Source organism: Pseudomonas sp. RW409 (assembly GCF_003184125.1).
In the GTDB taxonomy this organism is placed as follows: Bacteria; Pseudomonadota; Gammaproteobacteria; order Pseudomonadales; family Pseudomonadaceae; genus Aquipseudomonas; species Aquipseudomonas chlororaphis_I.
In genome coordinates this window covers 1,340,982-1,359,006 of sequence record NZ_QHHP01000041.1, presented here as the reverse complement: position 1 = coordinate 1,359,006, position 18,025 = coordinate 1,340,982, and the positions used below count along the sequence as shown (strand labels likewise).

The following is an 18,025-nucleotide window of genomic DNA, read 5'->3' as shown; positions in this document are numbered from 1 at the left end:
CCTTGTCGACGACGAAAAGAGCCTGGCACGGGTGCCAGGTTTTTTCGCTGCGGTGCCGCTCGCGACCGGCTCAGACCACTGCCAGTCGCTGCTTGCGCAGTGGCGCGGGGAAGGCCTGGTCGATGGCCGCCAGGTCTTCGTCGTGCAAGCGCAACCCGGCCGCCTCGGCGTTCAGCCGGACATGCTCGGGGTGCACCGCCTTGGGAATGGCGATCACACCTTCCTGGCGCAGGACCCAGGCCAGGGAAACCTGGGCCGTGGTCAGGCCATGGCGTTCGGCGACCTGCTGCAGCGTGGGATGGCGCAGCAGCTTGCCGGCCTGGGCGATAGGGCAGTAAGCCATGAGCGGCAAGCGCTGTTGTTGCGCGGCGGGCAGCAGGTCGAATTCGATGCCGCGTTCCTCGATGTTGTACAGCACCTGGTTGGTGGCGCAGGCCGGGCTCGCCAGTTCCTCGAGGTCGTCGAGGTCGAAATTGGAAACGCCCCAGCGGCCGATCTTGCCGTCTTCGCGCAGGCGTTCGAAGGCTTCCACCGTTTCTTCAAGAGGGTATTGGCCACGCCAGTGCAGCAGGTACAGATCGATATAGTCGGTCCCCAGGCGCCGCAGGCTGCGGTCGCAGGCTTGGGGAATGCCTTTGCGGCTGGCGTTGTGCGGGTACACCTTGCTGACCAGGAACACCCGGTCGCGCTGGCCGGTGATGGCGGCGCCAACCACTTCCTCCGCGCCGCCCTCGGCATACATCTCGGCGGTATCGATCAGGCTCATGCCCCGTTCGATACCGGCCTGCAATGCGGCAATCTCGGCGTTACGCTGGTGGCGCTCCTCGCCCATGCGCCAGGTACCCTGGCCAATCACCGGGACGGGCACGCCCGCCAGATCGAGTGTTCGCATGACAATCTCCTGAAAGGGTTAGCAAGGACCCAGAGAAGCAAAGGCGCGGTTGCCGGTCAAGGTAACGAAGTGAGGGAGGTAATCTTTTATATTCACTTAGGGAATAAAATAACTACTATTTATTCCTTTTAATGTTTCCAGGTGCAAGGCACCTTAGAGGCCTGCACGGCGATGCGCCAGTGCCCACCCCAGACAGGAAGGCCCACCATGACCATCAAGGCAATCAACGTTCGCAATCAGTTCAAGGGCGTCATCAAGGAGATCCATGAAGGCCAGGTGGTCTCGGAAATCGATGTGCAGACCGCCTCGGGCATCGTCACCTCGGTGATCACCACGCGCTCGGTGCGCGACCTGGAATTGAAGGTCGGCAGCGAGGTCATCGCCTTCGTCAAATCCACCGAAGTATCGATCGCCAAGCTCTGAGGCTTTCGATCCCGACCCTGCACCTCGCTTGTCACGCTCGCCGAACCCTGCCACAGGGGCACCGGCAAGGGTGGCAAGCCGCCTTTCCCGAGAAAAGTCGGGCCTCCTTAGAATGATTATTTCTTTGGGTTATTGGCTGCGCTGATTCGCGCATATCCATCGCAGCGGAAAACACGCTGCGGTCCTGCTCCCGTCCGCGATGAAATCCATCTGGCTGCTCAAGCGGAAAATCCCGCGCGAACGGCTGCGCTGAAGCTGCCCCGGCAGCCGCGATTGCTGTTCGATCGGCATCTTGTGCGGCATTCGCCACTCCCTAGAATCCGCCCCATCAGCTTCGTCCAACTATCGAATCGCTTAGGGAGTTTCACCATGATGAATGCCATGCAGATGCAAATGCCGATGAACGCCAACATGCCGATGATGCCGATGATGGGCATGCCGATGATGATGGCGACCATGAGCTGCGAAATGATGGACGACGGCATGCTGTGCAAGATGATGCCGGCCGCGGGCATGGACATGGCCATGTTCAAGAACAGCGCGCAAATGATGCAGATGATGATGAACTGCGGCATGCCGATGATGATGCATTGCGCCAACATGAGCATGATGTGCATGTCCCAGGCGAGCATGGCCATGCCGATGATGGGCGCCATGATGCCAATGCCGATGATGGGCATGCCGATGCCGTCGATGAAGTGCGTGATGGAATGCACCCTCGAAGCCGACTGCATGATGTGCAAGATCATGCCGATGGCCGGCATGAACATGGACATGATGAAAAGCTGCTGCGCCCTGATGATGAAGATGATGAACGACTGCGGCATGCCAATGATGATGAGCTGCAACGGCATGCCGATGATGTGCTGCACCTGCTGATTCCTCGCGGCGGCACAAAAAAGCCCGGCCGGGATGATCCCGCCGGGCTTTTTCTATAGAGGGACTATTGGCATTCGTAGCCGCTGGCGCAGCCTGCGATCGGGGCCGCAGGACCCGCCCTGTCAGCACAGTCCCGGCTGGTTCAGTCCAGGCGTTCCGGATAGGTCACCACCAGGTAGGCCACCGCCTCGCTGTCGGCCGGGTTGCGGTAGCGGTGCGGCTGGTCGGCGTAGAACAGGATCGAGTCGCCGGTGGAGAGTAGGTAGCGTTCCTGGTTGACGCTGATTTCCAGTACGCCCTGGGACACCACCAGGTTTTCCTGGACCCCCGGTCCGTGTCCTTCGGACTGGTCTTCGCCGAGCGGGCTCAGGCGCAGTTCGTAGAATTCCGACTGGCGCGCCACGTCGAAGGGGAACAGGGCGCGGCTGACAAAGGCGCCGTTGGCGCTGACCAGGCGTTTGCTCTGGCTCGATGGCAGCACCGCCACACCTTCGAAGGCGCGGTGTTCGAGAAAGGCCGCGACCGACACCTTCAGGCCCTTGGCGATCTTGCACAGCACCTTGATCGACGGCACGCTGCGCCCGGACTCGATCTGCGCCAGCATCGCCCGGCTGACCCCGCACTGGCGGGCCAGGGCATCCAGGGACAGATGACGCTTGCTGCGCAGGCGTTGCAGGTTCTGCGCGACCCGCTCGCTGATCGGGTCTTCTTCCTGCGTTTCCAGGTGGCTCAGATCAAGGCCGGGTTCGTCGGCGCTCGCCAGAAAGCGCGAGGGTTCCTGGACGCTCACGCGTGGTATGTCCTGGTCGGCTGGGCCGCCTGAATCCACTGGAACGCCTGGTAACCGGCATTGCGCGCGTACAGCTCCCACATGGCCCGGGCCAGTTGCTGGGCCTGCTTGCGTTTGCGGAACTGGGCGAAGTCGATAACGTTGTCAGTCGGTTTCATAAGGCACTTCACTGTCGTGACCAATGGGCGGGATGAGCTGAGAGTACGTGGTTATTTTTATAACCATAAATACTGATTATTTATTTATTAATTCCTTTGTGTTCTTAGCTTTCGAGCCCGTAACAACGCCCGCTCAAATCACATGGGCCTTGTGCAATTCGGTCAGGGCCAACGCCTTGAGGCGCGCCAGCAGCGGGTCGCGACGGTCCCGCGGGTGGCTCAGTTGCACCGCCAGTTCCTGGCGAATGCGGCTGGGACGGTTGTCCATCACCAGCACCCGGTCGCTCAGGTACAGCGCCTCGTCGACATCGTGGGTCACCAGCAGCAGGGCGATGGCGTGACGCTCGGCCAGTTGCAGCAGCAGGTCCTGCAGTTTCATCCGGGTAAAGGCGTCCACCGCGCTGAAGGGCTCGTCGAGCAGCAGCACCTGCGGCCGCGAGTACAGGCCGCGGGCGATCGCCACCCGCTGCGCCATGCCGCCGGACAGCGCCTTGGGCAGGGCCTGGGCAAAACCCGCGAGGCCGACTTCCGCGATCAGTTGCGCGACCCAGGCCCGGTCGTAATGCTTGTCGTCGCTGAAGCCGATGTTCTGTTCCACCGTCAGCCAGGGCATCAGCCGCGGCTCCTGGAAGACAAAGGCCAGGCGTTCGGTATGGCTCAGCAGTTGCCCCTGGAAGTCCTTCTCCAGGCCGGCGACGATCCGCAGCAAGGTGCTTTTGCCGCAGCCGCTGGGGCCCAGCAGGCTGACGGTTTCCCGCGGCTGCAATTGCAGGTGGATATCGTCGAGGACGGTGGTGGTGGCGAAGGTCTTGCGCTCCACGTGGATATCCAGCAGGGCTTGGGTCATGGCTCGATCCTCTGTGTTTCAGTCATGGCTGTCTTGGCCATTGAAGGTGTCGCGCCAGGCCAGGCAGCGTTTTTCCAGGCCGGCGAGAAGGCCGTCGCTGAGCTTGCCGAGCACGGCGAGGACGATGATCGCCGCCAGCACGATGTCCGGCCGCGAGGTTTCCCGGCCGTCGCTGAGCAGATAACCCAGGCCCTTGGTGGCGGCGATCAGTTCGGCGGCCACCAGGAACATCCAGGCCAGGCTCATGCCGCTGCGCAAGCCGGTGAACAGGCCGGGCAGGGCGGCCGGCAGGAGAATCCGCCGCACCAGCCGGCGCCGGCCGAAAGCGTACATATGCCCGACCTCCACCAGCTTGCGGTCGATATCGCGAATCGCCGCCACGCCATTGAGGTACACCGGGAAGAAGGCGCCGATGGCGATCAGCACCACCTTCGAGGTCTCGTCGATGCCCAGCCACAGCAGGAGCAACGGCACCCAGGCCAGGCTGGGGATCGAACGCAGGCCGGCGAAGGTCGGCTCCAGGTAGGCTTCGGCTTCCCGGCTCAGGCCGACCCAGGCGGCGAATACCAGGGCCAGGCTGGCGCCGATGGCAAAGCCCAGCAGCACCCGCAGCAGGCTGGCGCCGATGTGTTTCCACAGCGCGCCTTGGGCCAGGTCGCCGAGGGTCAGGGCGATCTCGCTGGGGGCCGGCATCTGGTACGACGGCAGCCAGCCGAGGCGCACCACGATCTCCAGCAGCAGGATGATCGCTATCGGCAGGACCAGGCCCTTGAGGCGCAGGCGCCAGCGGACGGGGTTGAAGCGCGGGAGCTTGCCCTGCGCGGACAAGGCCAGGCGGGTCGAGAGGTTGTTGCTGTCGCTGCTCATGGCGATTCTCCGGCAACGCCGAATCCGCGTCAGGCGCGGGCTCGGTTGTCGCCTGGGCGGTAGGTTATTGACGGGCCACGGCCTGCTTGACGCCGGTGTCGAGCAACTGGTCGATCGCCTGATCGACGTTCACCCCGCGGCGCACCAGTTCCTCGGAGACCAGGATCGGCGCGGCGGCCTTGGAGGCCAGCACATCCTCGGCACTCAACTGTGGGCTGCCGAGGTCGGTGCGCGACAGTTGCAGCCGGGCCACTTCCAGCGGCAGGCCGGATTCGTCCGCCAGCAGCTTGGCCAACTCGTCCGGGTGCTTGACCGACCATTCGCGGGCCTGCTCGTAGGCGGCGAGCACGGTGGCGATGGTCTGCGGATGCTCCTTGGCGTACTGCTCGGTGACACTGAGCACGCCGTAGCTGTTGAAGGCGCTGTTGCGGTACAGCAGGCGCGAGCCGGCCTGTACTTCGCTGGCGGCCATATGCGGGTCGAGGCCGGCCCAGGCGTCGACGTCGCCTTTTTCCAGGGCGGTGCGGCCGTCCGGGTGCTGCAGGTGCACCAGTTCCACATCGTCTTTTTTCAGCCCGGCCTGTTGCAGGCTGCGCAGGGTGAACAGGTAGGGATCGGTGCCCTTGGTGGCGGCGATCTTCTTGCCCTTGAGGTCGGCGACTGTCTGGTACGGCGAATCCTTGCGCACCACCAGGGCGGTCCATTCGGCGCGGCTGTAGACGTACACCGACTTGATCGGGCTGCCGTTGGCCCGGCTCAGCACCGCCGCCAGGCTGGCGGAGGAGGCGAAGTCGACGCCGCCGCTGTTGAGGTATTCCAGGGAGCGGTTGCTGCCCTGGCTGAGGACCCAGCTGACCTTGGTCTGGGGCAGGGCCTTCTCGAGAAAGCCGAAGCGCTTGAGCACCAGGCTGACCGGCGAGTAATAGGCGTAGTCCAGGTGCACTTCGGCCGGCGGGCTTTCCGCGGCCTGGGCCAGGGGTTGCAGGCTAAGCGCCAGGGCGCAGGCGCCGAGCAGGTACCTGGCGCGGGCCAGGGGGAAGCGGAAGACGGGTTTCATGGAGCGGCTCCGGACAAGGCGGCGAGAGGGCAATGTTGTTATTTCCGTCTCTTATTTCAAAAGTAACGGAAGGCAGGGGTGAGTCCTGCCGGAAAGGAATATTGCAGGCTCTGTGCCATAGACCGGGGAAGGGCGGTTTCCAGGCGTTGCCAGGAGAAAGAAGCTTCAGGCGATGTTGCCTGGCCAACAGCCTGTTGCCTTGCTGTTTCTCTATCAACAGCTACGGGTTGCGGATGCAGAAGCGGCTATGAGCTTATGCGTTAACAGAATTTCAAAACCAGATTCTAAGAGCGTTATGTTCTAGAAAATCCGCTTTTCCAATCATCCAGGAATTTCCCATGACGCTCTCCCGACGCTTGCGCCGCCTGCTCTTCAGCACCCTGTTCGCGGTACCCCTGGTCCAGGCCGCCGAGCCGCTGGTCCTGCATGTCGGCGACCAGAACTACTACAACGTGCGAGCCTCGGTGGAGGCCTCGGGTGTGCTCGAAGGCGCGCCCTACAAGGTCGACTGGAAACACTTCCAGGCCGCCGCACCGCTGGCCGAAGCGCTGAATACCGGCGCCCTGGACCTGGGTTTCCTCGGCGATTCGGGCTTTCTGTTCCTCGCCGCGAAACAGGCGCCGGTGAAGCTGATCGGCGTCTCACGGCAGAACCCGGACACCATCGCCTTGCTGGTGCCCAAGGACTCGCCGGTGCAGACCATCGCCGACCTCAAGGGCAAGAAGGTCGCCTACTGGCCCGGCGCCTGGAGCCAGCAACTGACCCTGCGCGCCCTGGAGCAGGCCGGCCTGCCGGAGGACCATGTCGAGTTCATCAAGCTGATGCCGATCGACGCCGCCGCGGCCTTGCCCCAGGGCAGCATCGACGCCTTCCCGGTGTGGGAACCCTATATCTCGCAACAGATCCTGTTCTCCGGCGCGCGGCCGATCCTCACCGCGAAGAACCTGATGCCCGGCCTCAGCGCCATCGCCGCCTCGACCCCGGCCATCGACAGCAAGCGCGCCGCCATCGCCGACTTCCTCGGCCGCCTGAAACAGGCCCGTGCCTGGGTCGACAGCCACACCGACCAGTACGCCGACCTGTGGGCGAAAAAGGCCAACCTCGACCAGAACGTCTCCCGCCATTGGCTGCGCCAGGCGCACATGAGCGTCGGCCCGGTGGACCAACAGGCCGCCGCCGACCTGCAAAGCACCGCGGACTTCCTGTTCAAGGTCAAGGCGCTGCCGGCGCCCTTGGCCACCGCGACTGTTGTCGATACGTCCTTTACCCAGGCGCTGAACCCGTAAGCGAACGCTGAGGACTGCGGAGCGTCAGCGCCCTTCGTGCTGGCGGCGATAAGCCCCCGGCTGCACGCCCACGGCCTTGGCGAAGGCCCGGGTAAAGGCCGCCACCGATTGATAACCCACCGCCGCGCCGGCCTGTTCCACGGTGTGGTTGGCCTTGAGCAACTGGCAGGCATGGCGCATGCGCAGCGCCAGCAGGACCTGGCCCGGGGATTGCCCGGCCAGTTCGTTGAAGCGCTTGAAGAAGGCCGAGCGCGACAGCCCGGTGCAGGCCGCCATGCTTTCCAGGGGCCAGGGCTGTTCGGGGTGCTCGATCAGCTGTTCCAGCAGCGCGGCGAAGGCCGGATGTCGGGCCAGCGCCACCAGTCCACCGAGGCCCTGGTTGTCGGCCACCTGCTGGCGCAGCACATAGAGGAACAGCAGATGGCTCAGGCGTTCCAGCAGCGCCGAAGAGGGCGCGGGTATGCGCTGGCATTCTTCCAGGATCAGCTCGAACAGCGCCCGGGCCGCGCTCAGGGACGGGTCGCCGGCGCGCAGTACGATCCAGTCCGGCAGGCCGTCGATGATCAGCGACGACAGCCCGGAGCTGAAGTGAAAGAAACCGCAGACCAGGCCCACGCCATCTTCGGCCTGATCTTTTGCGTGAGCGTCGAACGCCTGCATGGCCCTGCGTGGCAGTTCATGGGCGGCACTACGCTGTTCGGCGCTGGACAGGCGATAGTCCAGGTCACGCAGCAGGAACAGCGCATCCCCGGCATTCAGGCGCTGGGCCTGCTCCTGGCCCTCGATATGCAGCCAGCAATGGCCTTGCACGATCAGGTGGAAGCTGGCCCGGGCCAGGCCGTGGGTGCTGGCGTGCCAGCCGCCGCAGTAACGGCCGACATGGAACAAGCTGGCGTCGAGTTCGAGGCTTTCTAATAACCAATCAACCAGTGGGCTGGACGAAATCATCTAATGGAAACACTCAGGAGCAAGTAATCGCTACTTTAGAATATGGATCGAAATTCTTATAACCAACAGACTGGCCGGACACCTACACAACAGGAGTCCACCGCATGTCGCGCATCACTCTACACAGCCTGCAAAGCGCTCCCGAAGCGGCCCGGCCATTTTTGCAGAACGCCCAGAACAACTCGGGCTTCATCCCCAATCTGCTGGGCATCCTGGCCAATGCCCCGGCGGCGCTGGAGACCTACGTTACGGTATCGGCGCTCAATGGCAAGGCTGAGCTGAGCCTGGCCGAACGGGAAGTGGTGCAACTGGTGGCGGCCACCACCCACGGTTGCGATTTCTGCGTGGCCGGGCACACTGCGGTGGCGCAGAACAAGGCCAAGCTGCCGGACGAAGTGATCAGCGCGTTGCGTGAGCTGACTCCTTTGCCGGAGGCAAAACTGCAGGCGTTGGCCGCCTTCGCCGCCGAGGTGATCGCCACCCGCGGCAACGTCAGCGAGCCGACATTCGCGGCGTTCAAGGCCGCCGGCTACAGCGAGGGCAATGCCCTGGAGGTGATTCTCGGGGTGAGCCTGGCGACCCTGTGCAACTTCGCCAACGTGTTCGCCCGCACGCCGCTGAACCCGGAACTGGCCAAGTACCGCTGGCAAGCGCCGCAGCAATGATGCAGCGGCTGGATTCAAGGCACGGCCGGTGGGCCGCTGCCGCGTAGAAAAGGAGAAAACCACATGCTCGACCCCGCATTGAGTCAATGGCTGGACGCCGAGGCCCAGGCCCTGGATCTGGGCCACTGCGACCCGCAGCAGGTGCTGGCGCGACTGGCCGAGGCCCAGGTGCTGCGCATCGGCATTCCGGCCGGGCAGGGCGGTAGCGACGGCGACCTGGGCGCTGCCGTGGAAGCGGTGGCCGCGGTGGCCAGCCATTCCCTGGCGGCGGCCTTTGTGTTCTGGGGCCAGCGGGCCTTTATCGAATACCTGCTGCACAGCCCCAACGCGGGCTTGCGCGAGCGTCTGTTGCCGGACCTGCTCAGCGGCAAGTTGGCGGGAGCCACCGGGCTGTCGAACGCCATGAAGTTCCTCTCGGGCATCGAGGCCCTGCAAGTCCGTGCGTTGCCACAAGCCGGCGGCTGGTGCCTGAACGGGCGCCTGCACTGGGTCACCAATCTGCGCAAGAGCGGTTTTGTGGTGGCCGCGGCCATCGAGCACGAAGAGGGTGGCGCGCCCTTTGTCCTGGCGATTCCCGCGGCGCTGGATGGCCTGCAACGCTCGGAGGACTTGCAACTGATGGGCTTGCAGTCGAGCAACACCGCGGCGCTGGAGTTGCAACAGGTCGAGGTTGGCCATGACTGGTTGCTGCACGAGGACGCCAAGGTCTTTCTGCCGGCGGTGCGCCCGGCGTTTCTCGGCCTGCAATGTGGCATGGCCATCGGCCTGGCGCGGCGCGCGCTGGATGAAGTGCAAACCCATTTGCACAGCGGCCGTTCGATCCTGCGCGAGCCCTTGCAGGAGCAACGCCAGCAGTTGGAAGAGCGCGTCGATGAGCTCAAGCGCGGCCTGCTGGAGGGGCGTTTCCTGACCCAGCCCGCGGCGCTGTTCCGGCTGCGCATCGCCCTGGCCGAGGCCGTCGCCAACGCCGTGCAGCTGGAGTTGCAGGCCAGTGGCGGCAAGGCCTACCTGAGCGAACATGGCAGCGGCTTTGCTCGGCGCTGGCGCGAGTCGGCCTTCGTGCCGGTCGTCACGCCGAGCCTGGTGCAGTTGCGCGCCGAGTTGCAGCGCCAGGCGCGGGACGCGGCGGCATGAGCGCGGCCTTGCTCGAAGCCCGGCAGGTCAGCCTCGGCTACCCCGGCGGCGAACACGGCTGGCAAGCGGTGCTGGAAGGCTTCGACCTGCGCTTGCAGCCGGGGGAGGTGGTGTCGATCCTCGGCCCCAGCGGCGTCGGCAAATCCAGCCTGTTGCGGGTCCTGGCCGGCTTGCAGGCGCCTCAGGGTGGCAGTGTCAGCCTGCTGGGGCAAACGCTGGACGGCCCGCATCCACGGGTGGCCGTGGCTTTCCAGGACCCCAGCCTGTTGCCCTGGCTGAACCTGGAACACAACGTCGCCTTCGGCCTCGACTTCGCCCGCCAGCCGGCGCTGAGCGCCCAGCAGCGCCAGGCGCGGGTCGACCAGGCAATCGCCGAGGTCGGCCTGCAGCATGCCCGCGGGCACTACCCGGCGCAGCTGTCCGGCGGCATGGCCCAGCGCACCGCGCTGGCCCGTTGCCTGGCGCGCCAGCCACAGGTGCTGTTGCTCGACGAACCCTTCGGCGCGCTGGACGAAGTGACCCGCGCCGACATGCAGCAACTGCTGCTCAAGGTGATCGCCGAGCACCGCACCGCGGCGTTATTGATCACCCACGACATCGACGAAGCCCTGCTGCTTTCCGAGCGCATTCTGCTACTGGGTAACAGCCCGGCGCGAACCCTCGGCGAGTGGCGCATCGACCTGCCTCAGCCGCGTGCCGAGCTGGTGGAAGAACTGGGCACCCTGCGTATCGAGATTCTCAAAACCCTTCGGCGGGCGAGCCGCACTGCACAACCCCAAGCCTTAGCCCAGCCTCTACCCCTGTAGGAGCGAAGCTTGCTCGCGATAAAAACGTCAGAGCGGCGCAGTGTCCCAGACACCCCGTCAACGTTGAGGTTTTTCGCGAGCAAGCTTCGCTCCTACAGGAGATCGCGGCCAAACCCTTGCCCGAATTGTCGGAGATACACCATGTGCCTGGATGACTTCACTCACAGCCGTCGCGACTTCCTCAAACTCAGCGCCTTGCTCACCGCCGGCGGCGCCTTGCCGTTGCTGGGTAGCCTGCAGGCCCGCGCCGCCGCGGAGCCGGACGCGCCGGTGCGCATCGGTTACCTGCCGATCACCGACGCCACGCCCTTGCTGGTGGCCCATAACAACGGCCTGTTCGAGGCCGAGGGCATCCGCTCCGAGCGCCCGGTGCTGTTGCGCAGCTGGGCGCAGGTGATCGAGGCGTTCATTTCCGGGCAGGTCAATGTGATCCACCTGCTGTCGCCGATGACCGTCTGGGCCCGTTATGGCAGCAAGGTGCCGGCCAAGGTGGTGGCCTGGAACCACGTTGGCGGCTCTGGCCTGACGGTGGCGCCGGGCATCACCGAGGTCCGCCAACTGGGCGGGCAGGCGCTGGCGATTCCGTTCTGGTACTCGATTCACAACGTGGTGGTGCAGCAACTGCTGCGCGACAACGGCCTGACCCCGGTGAGCCGGCCGGCCAGCAGCCCGCTGGCGGCCAACGAGGTCAACCTGCTGGTGCTGCCGCCGTCGGACATGCCGCCGGCCCTGGCCAGCAAGCGCATCGCCGGCTACATAGTCGCCGAGCCGTTCAATGCCCTGGCCGAGGAACTCAAGGTCGGCCGGGTGCAGCGCTTTACCGGGGATATCTGGCGCAACCACGCCTGCTGCGTGGTGTTCATGCATGAGCAGGATCTGAACAACCGCCCCGAATGGTCGCAGAAGGTGGTCAACGCCATCGTCAAGGCGCAGCTGTGGACCCGCGACAACCGCGCCGAGGCCGCCCGGCTGCTGTCCCGGGACGGCGCCAACCGCTACACCCCGCATGCGCCGCAGGTGTTGAGCCGGGTGCTGGCGCCGAGTGCCGGCGAACGCCAGCAATACCTGGCCGACGGCGCGATCCAGCACGCGCAGTGGGACGAGCAGCGCATCGACTTTCAGCCGTACCCGTTCCCCAGCTACACCGAGGAGCTGGTCAAGCGCCTCAAGGACACCCTGATCGAAGGCGACAAGGGTTTCCTGGCCAGCCTCGACCCGCAGCACACCGCCCGCGACCTGGTGGACGAGCGCTTTGTGCGCAACGCCATCGCGTCGGTCGGCGGGCTCAAGGCATTCGGCTTGCCCGACAGCTTCGAACGCAGCGAGGAGTTCAGCCTCTGATGGCCAAGCGATCCGCATCGAACCTGCCTTGGCTGCTGGGCGTGGGCGGGCTGTTGTGCCTGCTGCTGTTGTGGTGGCTGGGCGTGCGCCTGTTCGGCAGCACCGACGGGCTGGCGGCGCGCTTTTCGCCGGCGGCGACCCTGGCCAGCCTGCTGGAACTGCTGGGCCGCGCCGAGCTGTACGAGCATGTGCTGGTCAGCCTCAAGCGCATCCTGGTTGGCCTGGCCCTGGCCTTGCTGGTCGGCGTGCCCCTGGGCCTGCTGATCGGCAGCTACCGCCACCTGGAGGCGGCCACCACCCCGGCGTTCCAGTTCCTGCGGATGATCTCGCCGCTGTCGTGGATGCCGGTGGTGGTGATGCTGATGGGGGTAGGGGACCAGCCGATCTACTTCCTGCTGGCCTTCGCCGCGGTCTGGCCGATCCTGCTCAACACCGCGGCCGGGGTGCGCCAGCTCGACCCGCGCTGGCTGCAACTGAGCCGCAGCCTCAGCGCCACCCGCTGGGAAACCCTGCGCAAGGTGATCCTGCCCGGGGTGCTGGGCCATGTGCTGACCGGCGTGCGCCTGGCCATCGGCATTTTGTGGATCGTCCTGGTGCCCTGCGAAATGCTCGGCGTCAGCGCCGGCCTGGGCTATTTCATCCTCGATACCCGCGACCGCCTGGCCTATTCGGAACTGATGGCCATGGTGCTGCTGATCGGCGCCCTGGGCTTTGCCCTGGACAGCCTGGCCCGCGGTCTGCACCGACGCTGGACGCACTTGCCGTAACGCCGCGACGGGCGCATTGTCAGTGGGAAGTCTGAAGTCATGCTGGCGTTCGATCCGGCGTTGACGCACCGGCGTTTATAAAGAGGCGCCGGTGGCCGGCGTGGGCGTCCAGCCTATCTGGAGGTGCGCCATGAGCCAGTACCAACGCTTGTTGCTGGTCATCGACCCGGCAATGCGCCAATCCCCGGCGATCCCGCGTGCAGCCGCCCTGGCCAAGGCCAGCGGCGCGACCCTGCATATCGCGGCCTTGCTGAAGCCGGTGTCGATTCTTTCCCTGTTCGAGCACCACGTGCGCAATGAGGCGCGCGAACGTTATCGCCTGGAACATCAGAACTGGTTGCAGGAGGAGGTGCATCGGCTGCGTGGCCATGGCGTCACGGTCAACGGCGAGGTGACCTGGGCCGACGACCTGCTGGAGGAAATCCTGCAGCACGTCGCGGAAATCCAGCCCGACCTGCTGATCAAGGACGTGCAGCACGAACCGGCGCTCAAACGCGCCTTTCTCACGCCGATGGACTGGCACCTGCTGCGCCGGTGCCCGGTCCCGCTGTACCTGATGGGCCGCCACGGCCATACCTTGCCGCAGATGGTGGTGGCGGCGGTCGACCCGTCGCGGCCGGAGTACCAGCACAATGGGCTCAACGACCGGATCATCCACGAAGCCAACAGCCTGGCCCTGCAGTGCAATGCCGAGCTGCACCTGTTGCACGCCTATGACGTGTCGTCGGTCTACCTGGGCGATGCCGGGGGCGGTGGCCTGGTGCTGGCGGACCTGACCCGGGAACTGCGGGTCACCCTGGAAAAAGCCTTCCTCGAACTCGCCGAGCGCTACGGCGTGCCCGAGGAACGGCGGCATTTCATCCTTGGGCAGCCGGTTACGGTGCTGGCCAATTTCGTCACCGAGAACCAGGCCGACGTGCTGGTCATGGGCCGTGTGCATCGCGAGGGCCTGGAGAAACTGGTGGGCAGCACCACCGAGCACGCGCTGTATCAGCTGCCCTGCAGCCTGCTGGCGCTGTAGCCGGGCGCCTGGGGAGGTGAGACATGAGCGAATATCCGTCATTGCAGATGACCTTGCGCAATCGCCAGGCCGCCGGGCAGGGGCTGGTCGCGCCGTTGCAGAAATACAGTCGCCGGCCCGAGGTGATCGTGCTGGCGTTGCCCCGGGGCGGGGTGCCGGTGGCCTGGGAAATCGCCCGGGCCCTGGAGGTGCGGCTGGACCTGATGCTGGTGCGCAAGCTCGGCGTGCCCGGTCATGAAGAACTGGCGATGGGCGCCATCGCCAGCGGCGGCATCCGCATCCTCAATCAGGACGTCCTGAACGGTCATCACATCGGTGATGCCGCGCTGCAAGCGGTAACCCAGCGGGAAACCCAGGAGTTGCAGCGCCGCGATCGGGTCTACCGCGGCGACCGGCCCGCGCCCGACCTGCGTGGCCAGGTGGTGATCCTGGTGGACGACGGGCTGGCCACCGGTGCCTCGATGCACGCCGCGGTCCAGGCCACGCGCCTGCAGCACCCGGCGCGGATAGTGGTGGCCGTGCCCCTGGCGCCGCAGGAAACCGTGGACACCCTGAGTTTCGAGGTCGACGAGCTGATCTGCCCGATCACCCCGCTGTGGTTCGTGTCGATCGGCAACGGCTATGCGGACTTTGCCCAGACCTCGGACGAGGAGGTGATCGAACTGCTGCAGCGCGCCTGGCAGCGGCCGTGCGAAGGCGCTGCTGCATGAGCGTCTCGGCGGCCTGAAACCGGGCGCCCCGGAACCAAAACCCTGGTTGCCCCTCCAAGCTGTGCCCGGCGCTGCGTGCAGGCCGGGCGAGGGATCCATGGGCGAGGGATTTTTGCCATTGAGGTGACGACCGCAACGGTCCGACACAGGGCAAAACATGAAACGAGGCTTCAAGGTTCTCTGCGCAGTGCTACTCGCCGCCGGCCTGGCCGGTTGCATCGCTGCCCCCATCGAAATGACCGCGCAGACCGAGCAACGCTTGCGCGTTCAGGCGCCGATCCGCTTTCTGCTGACCTTCGACGACGGCCCCAGCGCTTCCAGCCTCTACAACCCGACCGAACGGGTGCTCGACGACCTGCTCGACAACCCGCTGCAACCGGCGATCAAGGCGGTGTTCTTCGTCCAGACCCGCGCCTCGCGGGCCGGCGGCAGCGACATCGGGCGGCGGATAATGGCCCGCGAGCACGCCGAGGGCCATGTGCTGGGCTTTCATACCGCCACGCCGAGGCACACCAACCATCGCTCGCTCGACCCGCAGGAGCTGGAGACGTCCCTGAACGACGGCAGCGCCGATATCGCGCTGATCACCGGCGTGCCGCCGAACCTGGTGCGCCCGCCATTCTGGAACTACGACAAGCGCACCTTCGCCGCCTACCAACGGCATGGCCTGCATGTGTTGCTGACCGACCTCAGCGCCAACGACGGCAAGGTCTGGGGCTTCAACGCCAGCCCACGGCGCCGGGCCAACATGCTGCGCCAGCTGTCGGAGGTGCGCGAACGCATTGCCCTGGGCCAGTTGCCGACGGTGGACGGAGCGATCCCGGTGGTGGTGACCTTCCACGACCTCAATCGCTACACCGCCCGGCATACCCGGGAATACCTGCAGATCTTGCTCGACAGCGCTCAGGCCAATGGCCTTCGGACCGCGCCCAAGCCGTTCTACGACGATACCGCGGCGCTGCAACGGGCGGTCATGGCCCGCACCGTCAGCAGCAGCGAGCAGCCGGTGCGGTTGCCGGGGCTATGGAACTGGCTGTGGGACAGGAATTCCCATTGAGCAGGCGTGACCGTTCGCATGGGACAAGACATGACCGTCGGTCCGCCAGTGCCTTGCCAGGATCGAATAAATCTCTGGTTTTACAGTCACATGGGGGGTTGCAGGCGCCGGCGCCGCCGGTTCGCACAGGGCCCGGCGCGTTGCCGGGCAGCTTTGCCAACCCATCGTTCTGACCCAGGTTCTAGGACACTTCCCATGAAGCGATTCGCGACACTCACCCTGACCCTTTGCTCCACGCTGCTGCTGGGTGGCTGCTACCCCCATTGGGACGACGGCCGGCGCTACGATCGCGACCATGACCGCTGGCGCGACCACAGTCGTTATGACCGCGACTACTACCGCGACCGCGATCATGACGACGACCGTTACGACCGCCGCTACGACCGGCGGGACAAGGACGGGCGCTATCGTCGCGACCGTGACGATGACGACGATGACGATTGAGTCGCAGGGCGGTTTTCGCCCGATATGACAACGGCGCCCTTGGGCGCCCTTGGGCGCCGTTGTCGTTTGTGCCGGGCGTTACTTCACCGCATAGAACTTGCGCACATAGGCCGTGCTGTGCCACGCGCAGGGCGTGCCCTGGGCAACGAACAGCGTAGCGCCGGGGCCGGCGGTCAGTCGGCTGCCATCCGCGCCCTCGAGGGTCACGCTGCCTTCCACCAGGTGCATCAGCTCATGGAGCTTGTGGGGCCGGCCATGGCGACGGTAAGGCGTGGAGTCCCAGACACCGATCCGCAGGTCGCAGGTGTCGTCCTCGAAGGCGTTGCGCGAGCGGCATTGCGGTTCCGGGCCGATCAGGATCTGCGGCTCGGGGGCCGCCGAAGGCGAGAGCATGGCCCGCGGGTCAAGCAGCGTCAGGCCCGGTTCGGCGCCCGCGGCGGCGCGTTTCACTGCGCAGAAGGCCCAGAGCGTGCCGGGTTCGGCCTCGAGCTTGAAGGTGCTGCCACGGCCGATCACCACGCTGGCGCCCGGGGCCAGTTCCAGGGCCGGTTCCGCAGACGGCTCGGCGCTGTGGAGCAGCACCTTGCCGGCGTGCACCACGAGCATTTCGATGTGGGGGAAATCCTCGATGGCAAAACTGGCGCTGGTGCGCACGACACCGGCGGCAATCCCGTCGCTGCCGTTGTAGGCGACCAGCCGATCGGCGCCGAAAGGGTCGTGGCTGCCCAGGGCAGCGGGGGTGAACAGGCTGGCGTCGAAGCGACCGTCGGCGCCTGCCAGCAGCAAAGCGGCGGGTGTGGACATACAGATGACTCTCTGGGAAGTGGAAAAGGTGCCGCGCGGCGGGCGCCCGCGGCGTTGTGGATCAGCCGATGGCCTGGGTCACCAGGGCGAACTGGCGAACGCCGCCAAGCGCCCGGGGCGGGGTGCCGCGGGCCATCTGCGCGACCTGGTCGACCTGTTTCAGGCCAGCGCTTTGCAGCCAGTCGGCCAGGCCGCAGTCGGCCGGAATGTCGATGCGCACGAAGGCATCGGGAACCTTGCTCAGCAGGCTGGCGATCATCTGCCGGGCCTGCTCGGGGGTTTCCGCAATCACCGGGCCGATGCAGCGCCCACGGCCGAACGGCCGCAGCAGGGCGAAGGCGCGCAACTGGCCGTCGCGCTCGATGCCGACGCCGTGCTCGACCACCGCGAACAGGTCTTCCAGCACCTGCTGGCGGTCCAGGCCGCTGCCGGCGTTGGCCAGGCTCAGCTGGCGCAGGCGGTCGGCCTTGCGCAGCGGCCGGCAGCTTTCGCCGGCGGGCAGGGCGCCGACCTCAGGCGCCTGCGCCTGGCCCTGATGCTGCTGGATCATGCCGAACTCGACGAAGCCCTGGCTGGCATACAGCGGCGCGCCGGCCAGGGTGGCGTTGAGGACCGGCGTGCGCGACCCGCAGGCGTGCAGGGCCTTTTCCATCAGGGTGCGGCCGATGCCCTGGCCCTGGTAGTCGTTGCTGACGATCACCAGGCCGATGGTGGCGTAGTCACCCTGGAGGCAGGCGAAGGCGCTGCCGATCAGGCGCTCGCCGTCTTCCACCACGAAGCCCTGGCTGACCCGCTGCAACATCGCCCAGTCTTCCAGGCGATGGGGCCACTTCAATTGCACCGACAGGGCGTGGGCCGCCGGCAGGTCGGCGACAGTCATCGGGCGATACACATAAGCGGGGCGAGGGGTGGCGGACATGGCAAGACTCCGTGGAAAAGATAAGCGCGATCGCCGGCTTTGCTGTGCGGCGATGCGCCTGTATCCCATCTGCGCCGAGACCTGGCAAGAGCCCGGCAGCGATTCGGCAGAATCCCTAAAAGAGCGGCCGGCAGACCACAGTAACTACTTAAAAGGGGCATAAGGTCGGCAGCAAATGCTTGCGCTTTTTTCCTAGGATGGAGGCCTGGT

At 65.7% G+C, this 18,025-nt stretch carries 22 protein-coding genes; 12 read left to right on the top strand and 10 right to left on the bottom strand.

Annotated elements, in window-relative coordinates; genetic code table 11:
• Positions 1-70: 70 nt before the first annotated feature.
• The gene (locus DK261_RS26625) at positions 71-892 is read right to left on the bottom strand and encodes an aldo/keto reductase (protein ID WP_041983615.1); all 822 of its coding nucleotides are present in this window, start codon (positions 890-892) and stop codon (positions 71-73) included.
• A gap of 207 nt (positions 893-1,099) precedes the next feature.
• On the opposite strand from DK261_RS26625, the gene DK261_RS26620 reads away from it, so the two are divergent.
• Positions 1,100-1,315: a molybdopterin-binding protein gene (locus DK261_RS26620; RefSeq protein ID WP_009049200.1), complete on the top strand. Its 216-nt coding sequence runs from the start codon at positions 1,100-1,102 to the stop codon at positions 1,313-1,315.
• Positions 1,316-1,444: 129 nt separating this feature from the next.
• Here DK261_RS26620 and DK261_RS33090 read toward each other — a convergent pair whose 3' ends face one another.
• Complete coding sequence (locus DK261_RS33090) at positions 1,445-1,618, bottom strand: hypothetical protein (protein ID WP_016705134.1); 174 nt, start codon at positions 1,616-1,618, stop codon at positions 1,445-1,447.
• 66 nt (positions 1,619-1,684) lie between these two features.
• Between DK261_RS33090 and DK261_RS26615 the strand changes: the two genes are divergently transcribed.
• Positions 1,685-2,194: a hypothetical protein gene (locus tag DK261_RS26615; RefSeq protein WP_016705135.1), complete on the top strand. Its 510-nt coding sequence runs from the start codon at positions 1,685-1,687 to the stop codon at positions 2,192-2,194.
• 142 nt (positions 2,195-2,336) lie between these two features.
• Here DK261_RS26615 and DK261_RS26610 read toward each other — a convergent pair whose 3' ends face one another.
• The 5 genes from DK261_RS26610 to DK261_RS26595 form a co-directional block, all read right to left on the bottom strand.
• Complete coding sequence (locus DK261_RS26610; RefSeq protein ID WP_371356831.1) at positions 2,337-2,927, bottom strand: helix-turn-helix domain-containing protein; 591 nt, start codon at positions 2,925-2,927, stop codon at positions 2,337-2,339.
• Positions 2,928-2,980: 53 nt separating this feature from the next.
• Positions 2,981-3,142, bottom strand: a complete 162-nt coding sequence (locus DK261_RS33260; RefSeq protein WP_009049197.1) for a hypothetical protein — start codon at positions 3,140-3,142, stop codon at positions 2,981-2,983.
• A gap of 133 nt (positions 3,143-3,275) precedes the next feature.
• Positions 3,276-3,989, bottom strand: a complete 714-nt coding sequence (locus tag DK261_RS26605) for an ABC transporter ATP-binding protein (protein ID WP_028684099.1) — start codon at positions 3,987-3,989, stop codon at positions 3,276-3,278.
• An 18-nt stretch (positions 3,990-4,007) separates the two neighbouring features.
• Positions 4,008-4,856: an ABC transporter permease gene (locus tag DK261_RS26600; RefSeq protein WP_028684098.1), complete on the bottom strand. Its 849-nt coding sequence runs from the start codon at positions 4,854-4,856 to the stop codon at positions 4,008-4,010.
• A 64-nt stretch (positions 4,857-4,920) separates the two neighbouring features.
• Positions 4,921-5,913, bottom strand: a complete 993-nt coding sequence (locus DK261_RS26595) for an aliphatic sulfonate ABC transporter substrate-binding protein (protein WP_110176910.1) — start codon at positions 5,911-5,913, stop codon at positions 4,921-4,923.
• A gap of 338 nt (positions 5,914-6,251) precedes the next feature.
• Here DK261_RS26595 and DK261_RS26590 point away from each other — a divergent pair, with 338 nt between their 5' ends.
• On the top strand, positions 6,252-7,199 hold the full coding sequence (locus DK261_RS26590) for an ABC transporter substrate-binding protein (RefSeq protein ID WP_110176908.1): 948 nt from the start codon (positions 6,252-6,254) through the stop codon (positions 7,197-7,199).
• Between the two features lie 24 nt (positions 7,200-7,223).
• Here DK261_RS26590 and DK261_RS26585 read toward each other — a convergent pair whose 3' ends face one another.
• A complete protein-coding gene (locus DK261_RS26585; protein ID WP_101282560.1) occupies positions 7,224-8,147 on the bottom strand; it encodes an AraC family transcriptional regulator in 924 nt (307 codons plus the stop codon).
• 104 nt (positions 8,148-8,251) lie between these two features.
• Here DK261_RS26585 and DK261_RS26580 point away from each other — a divergent pair, with 104 nt between their 5' ends.
• From DK261_RS26580 to DK261_RS26540, 9 genes are all read left to right on the top strand, one after another.
• Positions 8,252-8,812 (top strand): carboxymuconolactone decarboxylase family protein, encoded by a 561-nt coding sequence (locus DK261_RS26580; RefSeq protein ID WP_110176906.1) that lies wholly within the window; start codon positions 8,252-8,254, stop codon positions 8,810-8,812.
• A 63-nt stretch (positions 8,813-8,875) separates the two neighbouring features.
• Positions 8,876-9,946, top strand: coding sequence for an acyl-CoA dehydrogenase family protein (locus DK261_RS26575; protein ID WP_110176904.1), 1,071 nt, complete (start codon positions 8,876-8,878; stop codon positions 9,944-9,946).
• Complete coding sequence (locus DK261_RS26570; RefSeq protein WP_110176902.1) at positions 9,943-10,752, top strand: ABC transporter ATP-binding protein; 810 nt, start codon at positions 9,943-9,945, stop codon at positions 10,750-10,752. Before DK261_RS26575 ends, DK261_RS26570 begins: the two co-directional genes overlap by 4 nt.
• A 141-nt stretch (positions 10,753-10,893) precedes the next feature.
• Positions 10,894-12,093: an ABC transporter substrate-binding protein gene (locus DK261_RS26565; RefSeq protein ID WP_009049188.1), complete on the top strand. Its 1,200-nt coding sequence runs from the start codon at positions 10,894-10,896 to the stop codon at positions 12,091-12,093.
• Complete coding sequence (locus DK261_RS26560; protein WP_038632653.1) at positions 12,093-12,860, top strand: ABC transporter permease; 768 nt, start codon at positions 12,093-12,095, stop codon at positions 12,858-12,860. Before DK261_RS26565 ends, DK261_RS26560 begins: the two co-directional genes overlap by 1 nt.
• 130 nt (positions 12,861-12,990) lie before the next feature.
• The gene (locus tag DK261_RS26555) at positions 12,991-13,881 is read left to right on the top strand and encodes a universal stress protein (RefSeq protein WP_016705147.1); all 891 of its coding nucleotides are present in this window, start codon (positions 12,991-12,993) and stop codon (positions 13,879-13,881) included.
• Positions 13,882-13,904: 23 nt separating this feature from the next.
• Complete coding sequence (locus tag DK261_RS26550; RefSeq protein ID WP_016705148.1) at positions 13,905-14,591, top strand: phosphoribosyltransferase; 687 nt, start codon at positions 13,905-13,907, stop codon at positions 14,589-14,591.
• Between the two features lie 157 nt (positions 14,592-14,748).
• On the top strand, positions 14,749-15,648 hold the full coding sequence (locus DK261_RS26545) for a polysaccharide deacetylase family protein (protein WP_028684093.1): 900 nt from the start codon (positions 14,749-14,751) through the stop codon (positions 15,646-15,648).
• 195 nt (positions 15,649-15,843) lie between these two features.
• Positions 15,844-16,092 (top strand): hypothetical protein, encoded by a 249-nt coding sequence (locus tag DK261_RS26540; protein ID WP_041983638.1) that lies wholly within the window; start codon positions 15,844-15,846, stop codon positions 16,090-16,092.
• A gap of 78 nt (positions 16,093-16,170) precedes the next feature.
• On the opposite strand, the gene DK261_RS26535 is transcribed toward DK261_RS26540, so the two are convergent.
• Both DK261_RS26535 and DK261_RS26530 read right to left on the bottom strand, forming a co-directional pair.
• Positions 16,171-16,896: a cupin domain-containing protein gene (locus tag DK261_RS26535; RefSeq protein ID WP_110176900.1), complete on the bottom strand. Its 726-nt coding sequence runs from the start codon at positions 16,894-16,896 to the stop codon at positions 16,171-16,173.
• Between the two features lie 61 nt (positions 16,897-16,957).
• On the bottom strand, positions 16,958-17,815 hold the full coding sequence (locus DK261_RS26530; RefSeq protein WP_110176897.1) for a GNAT family N-acetyltransferase: 858 nt from the start codon (positions 17,813-17,815) through the stop codon (positions 16,958-16,960).
• Between the last annotated feature and the right edge of the window lie 210 nt (positions 17,816-18,025).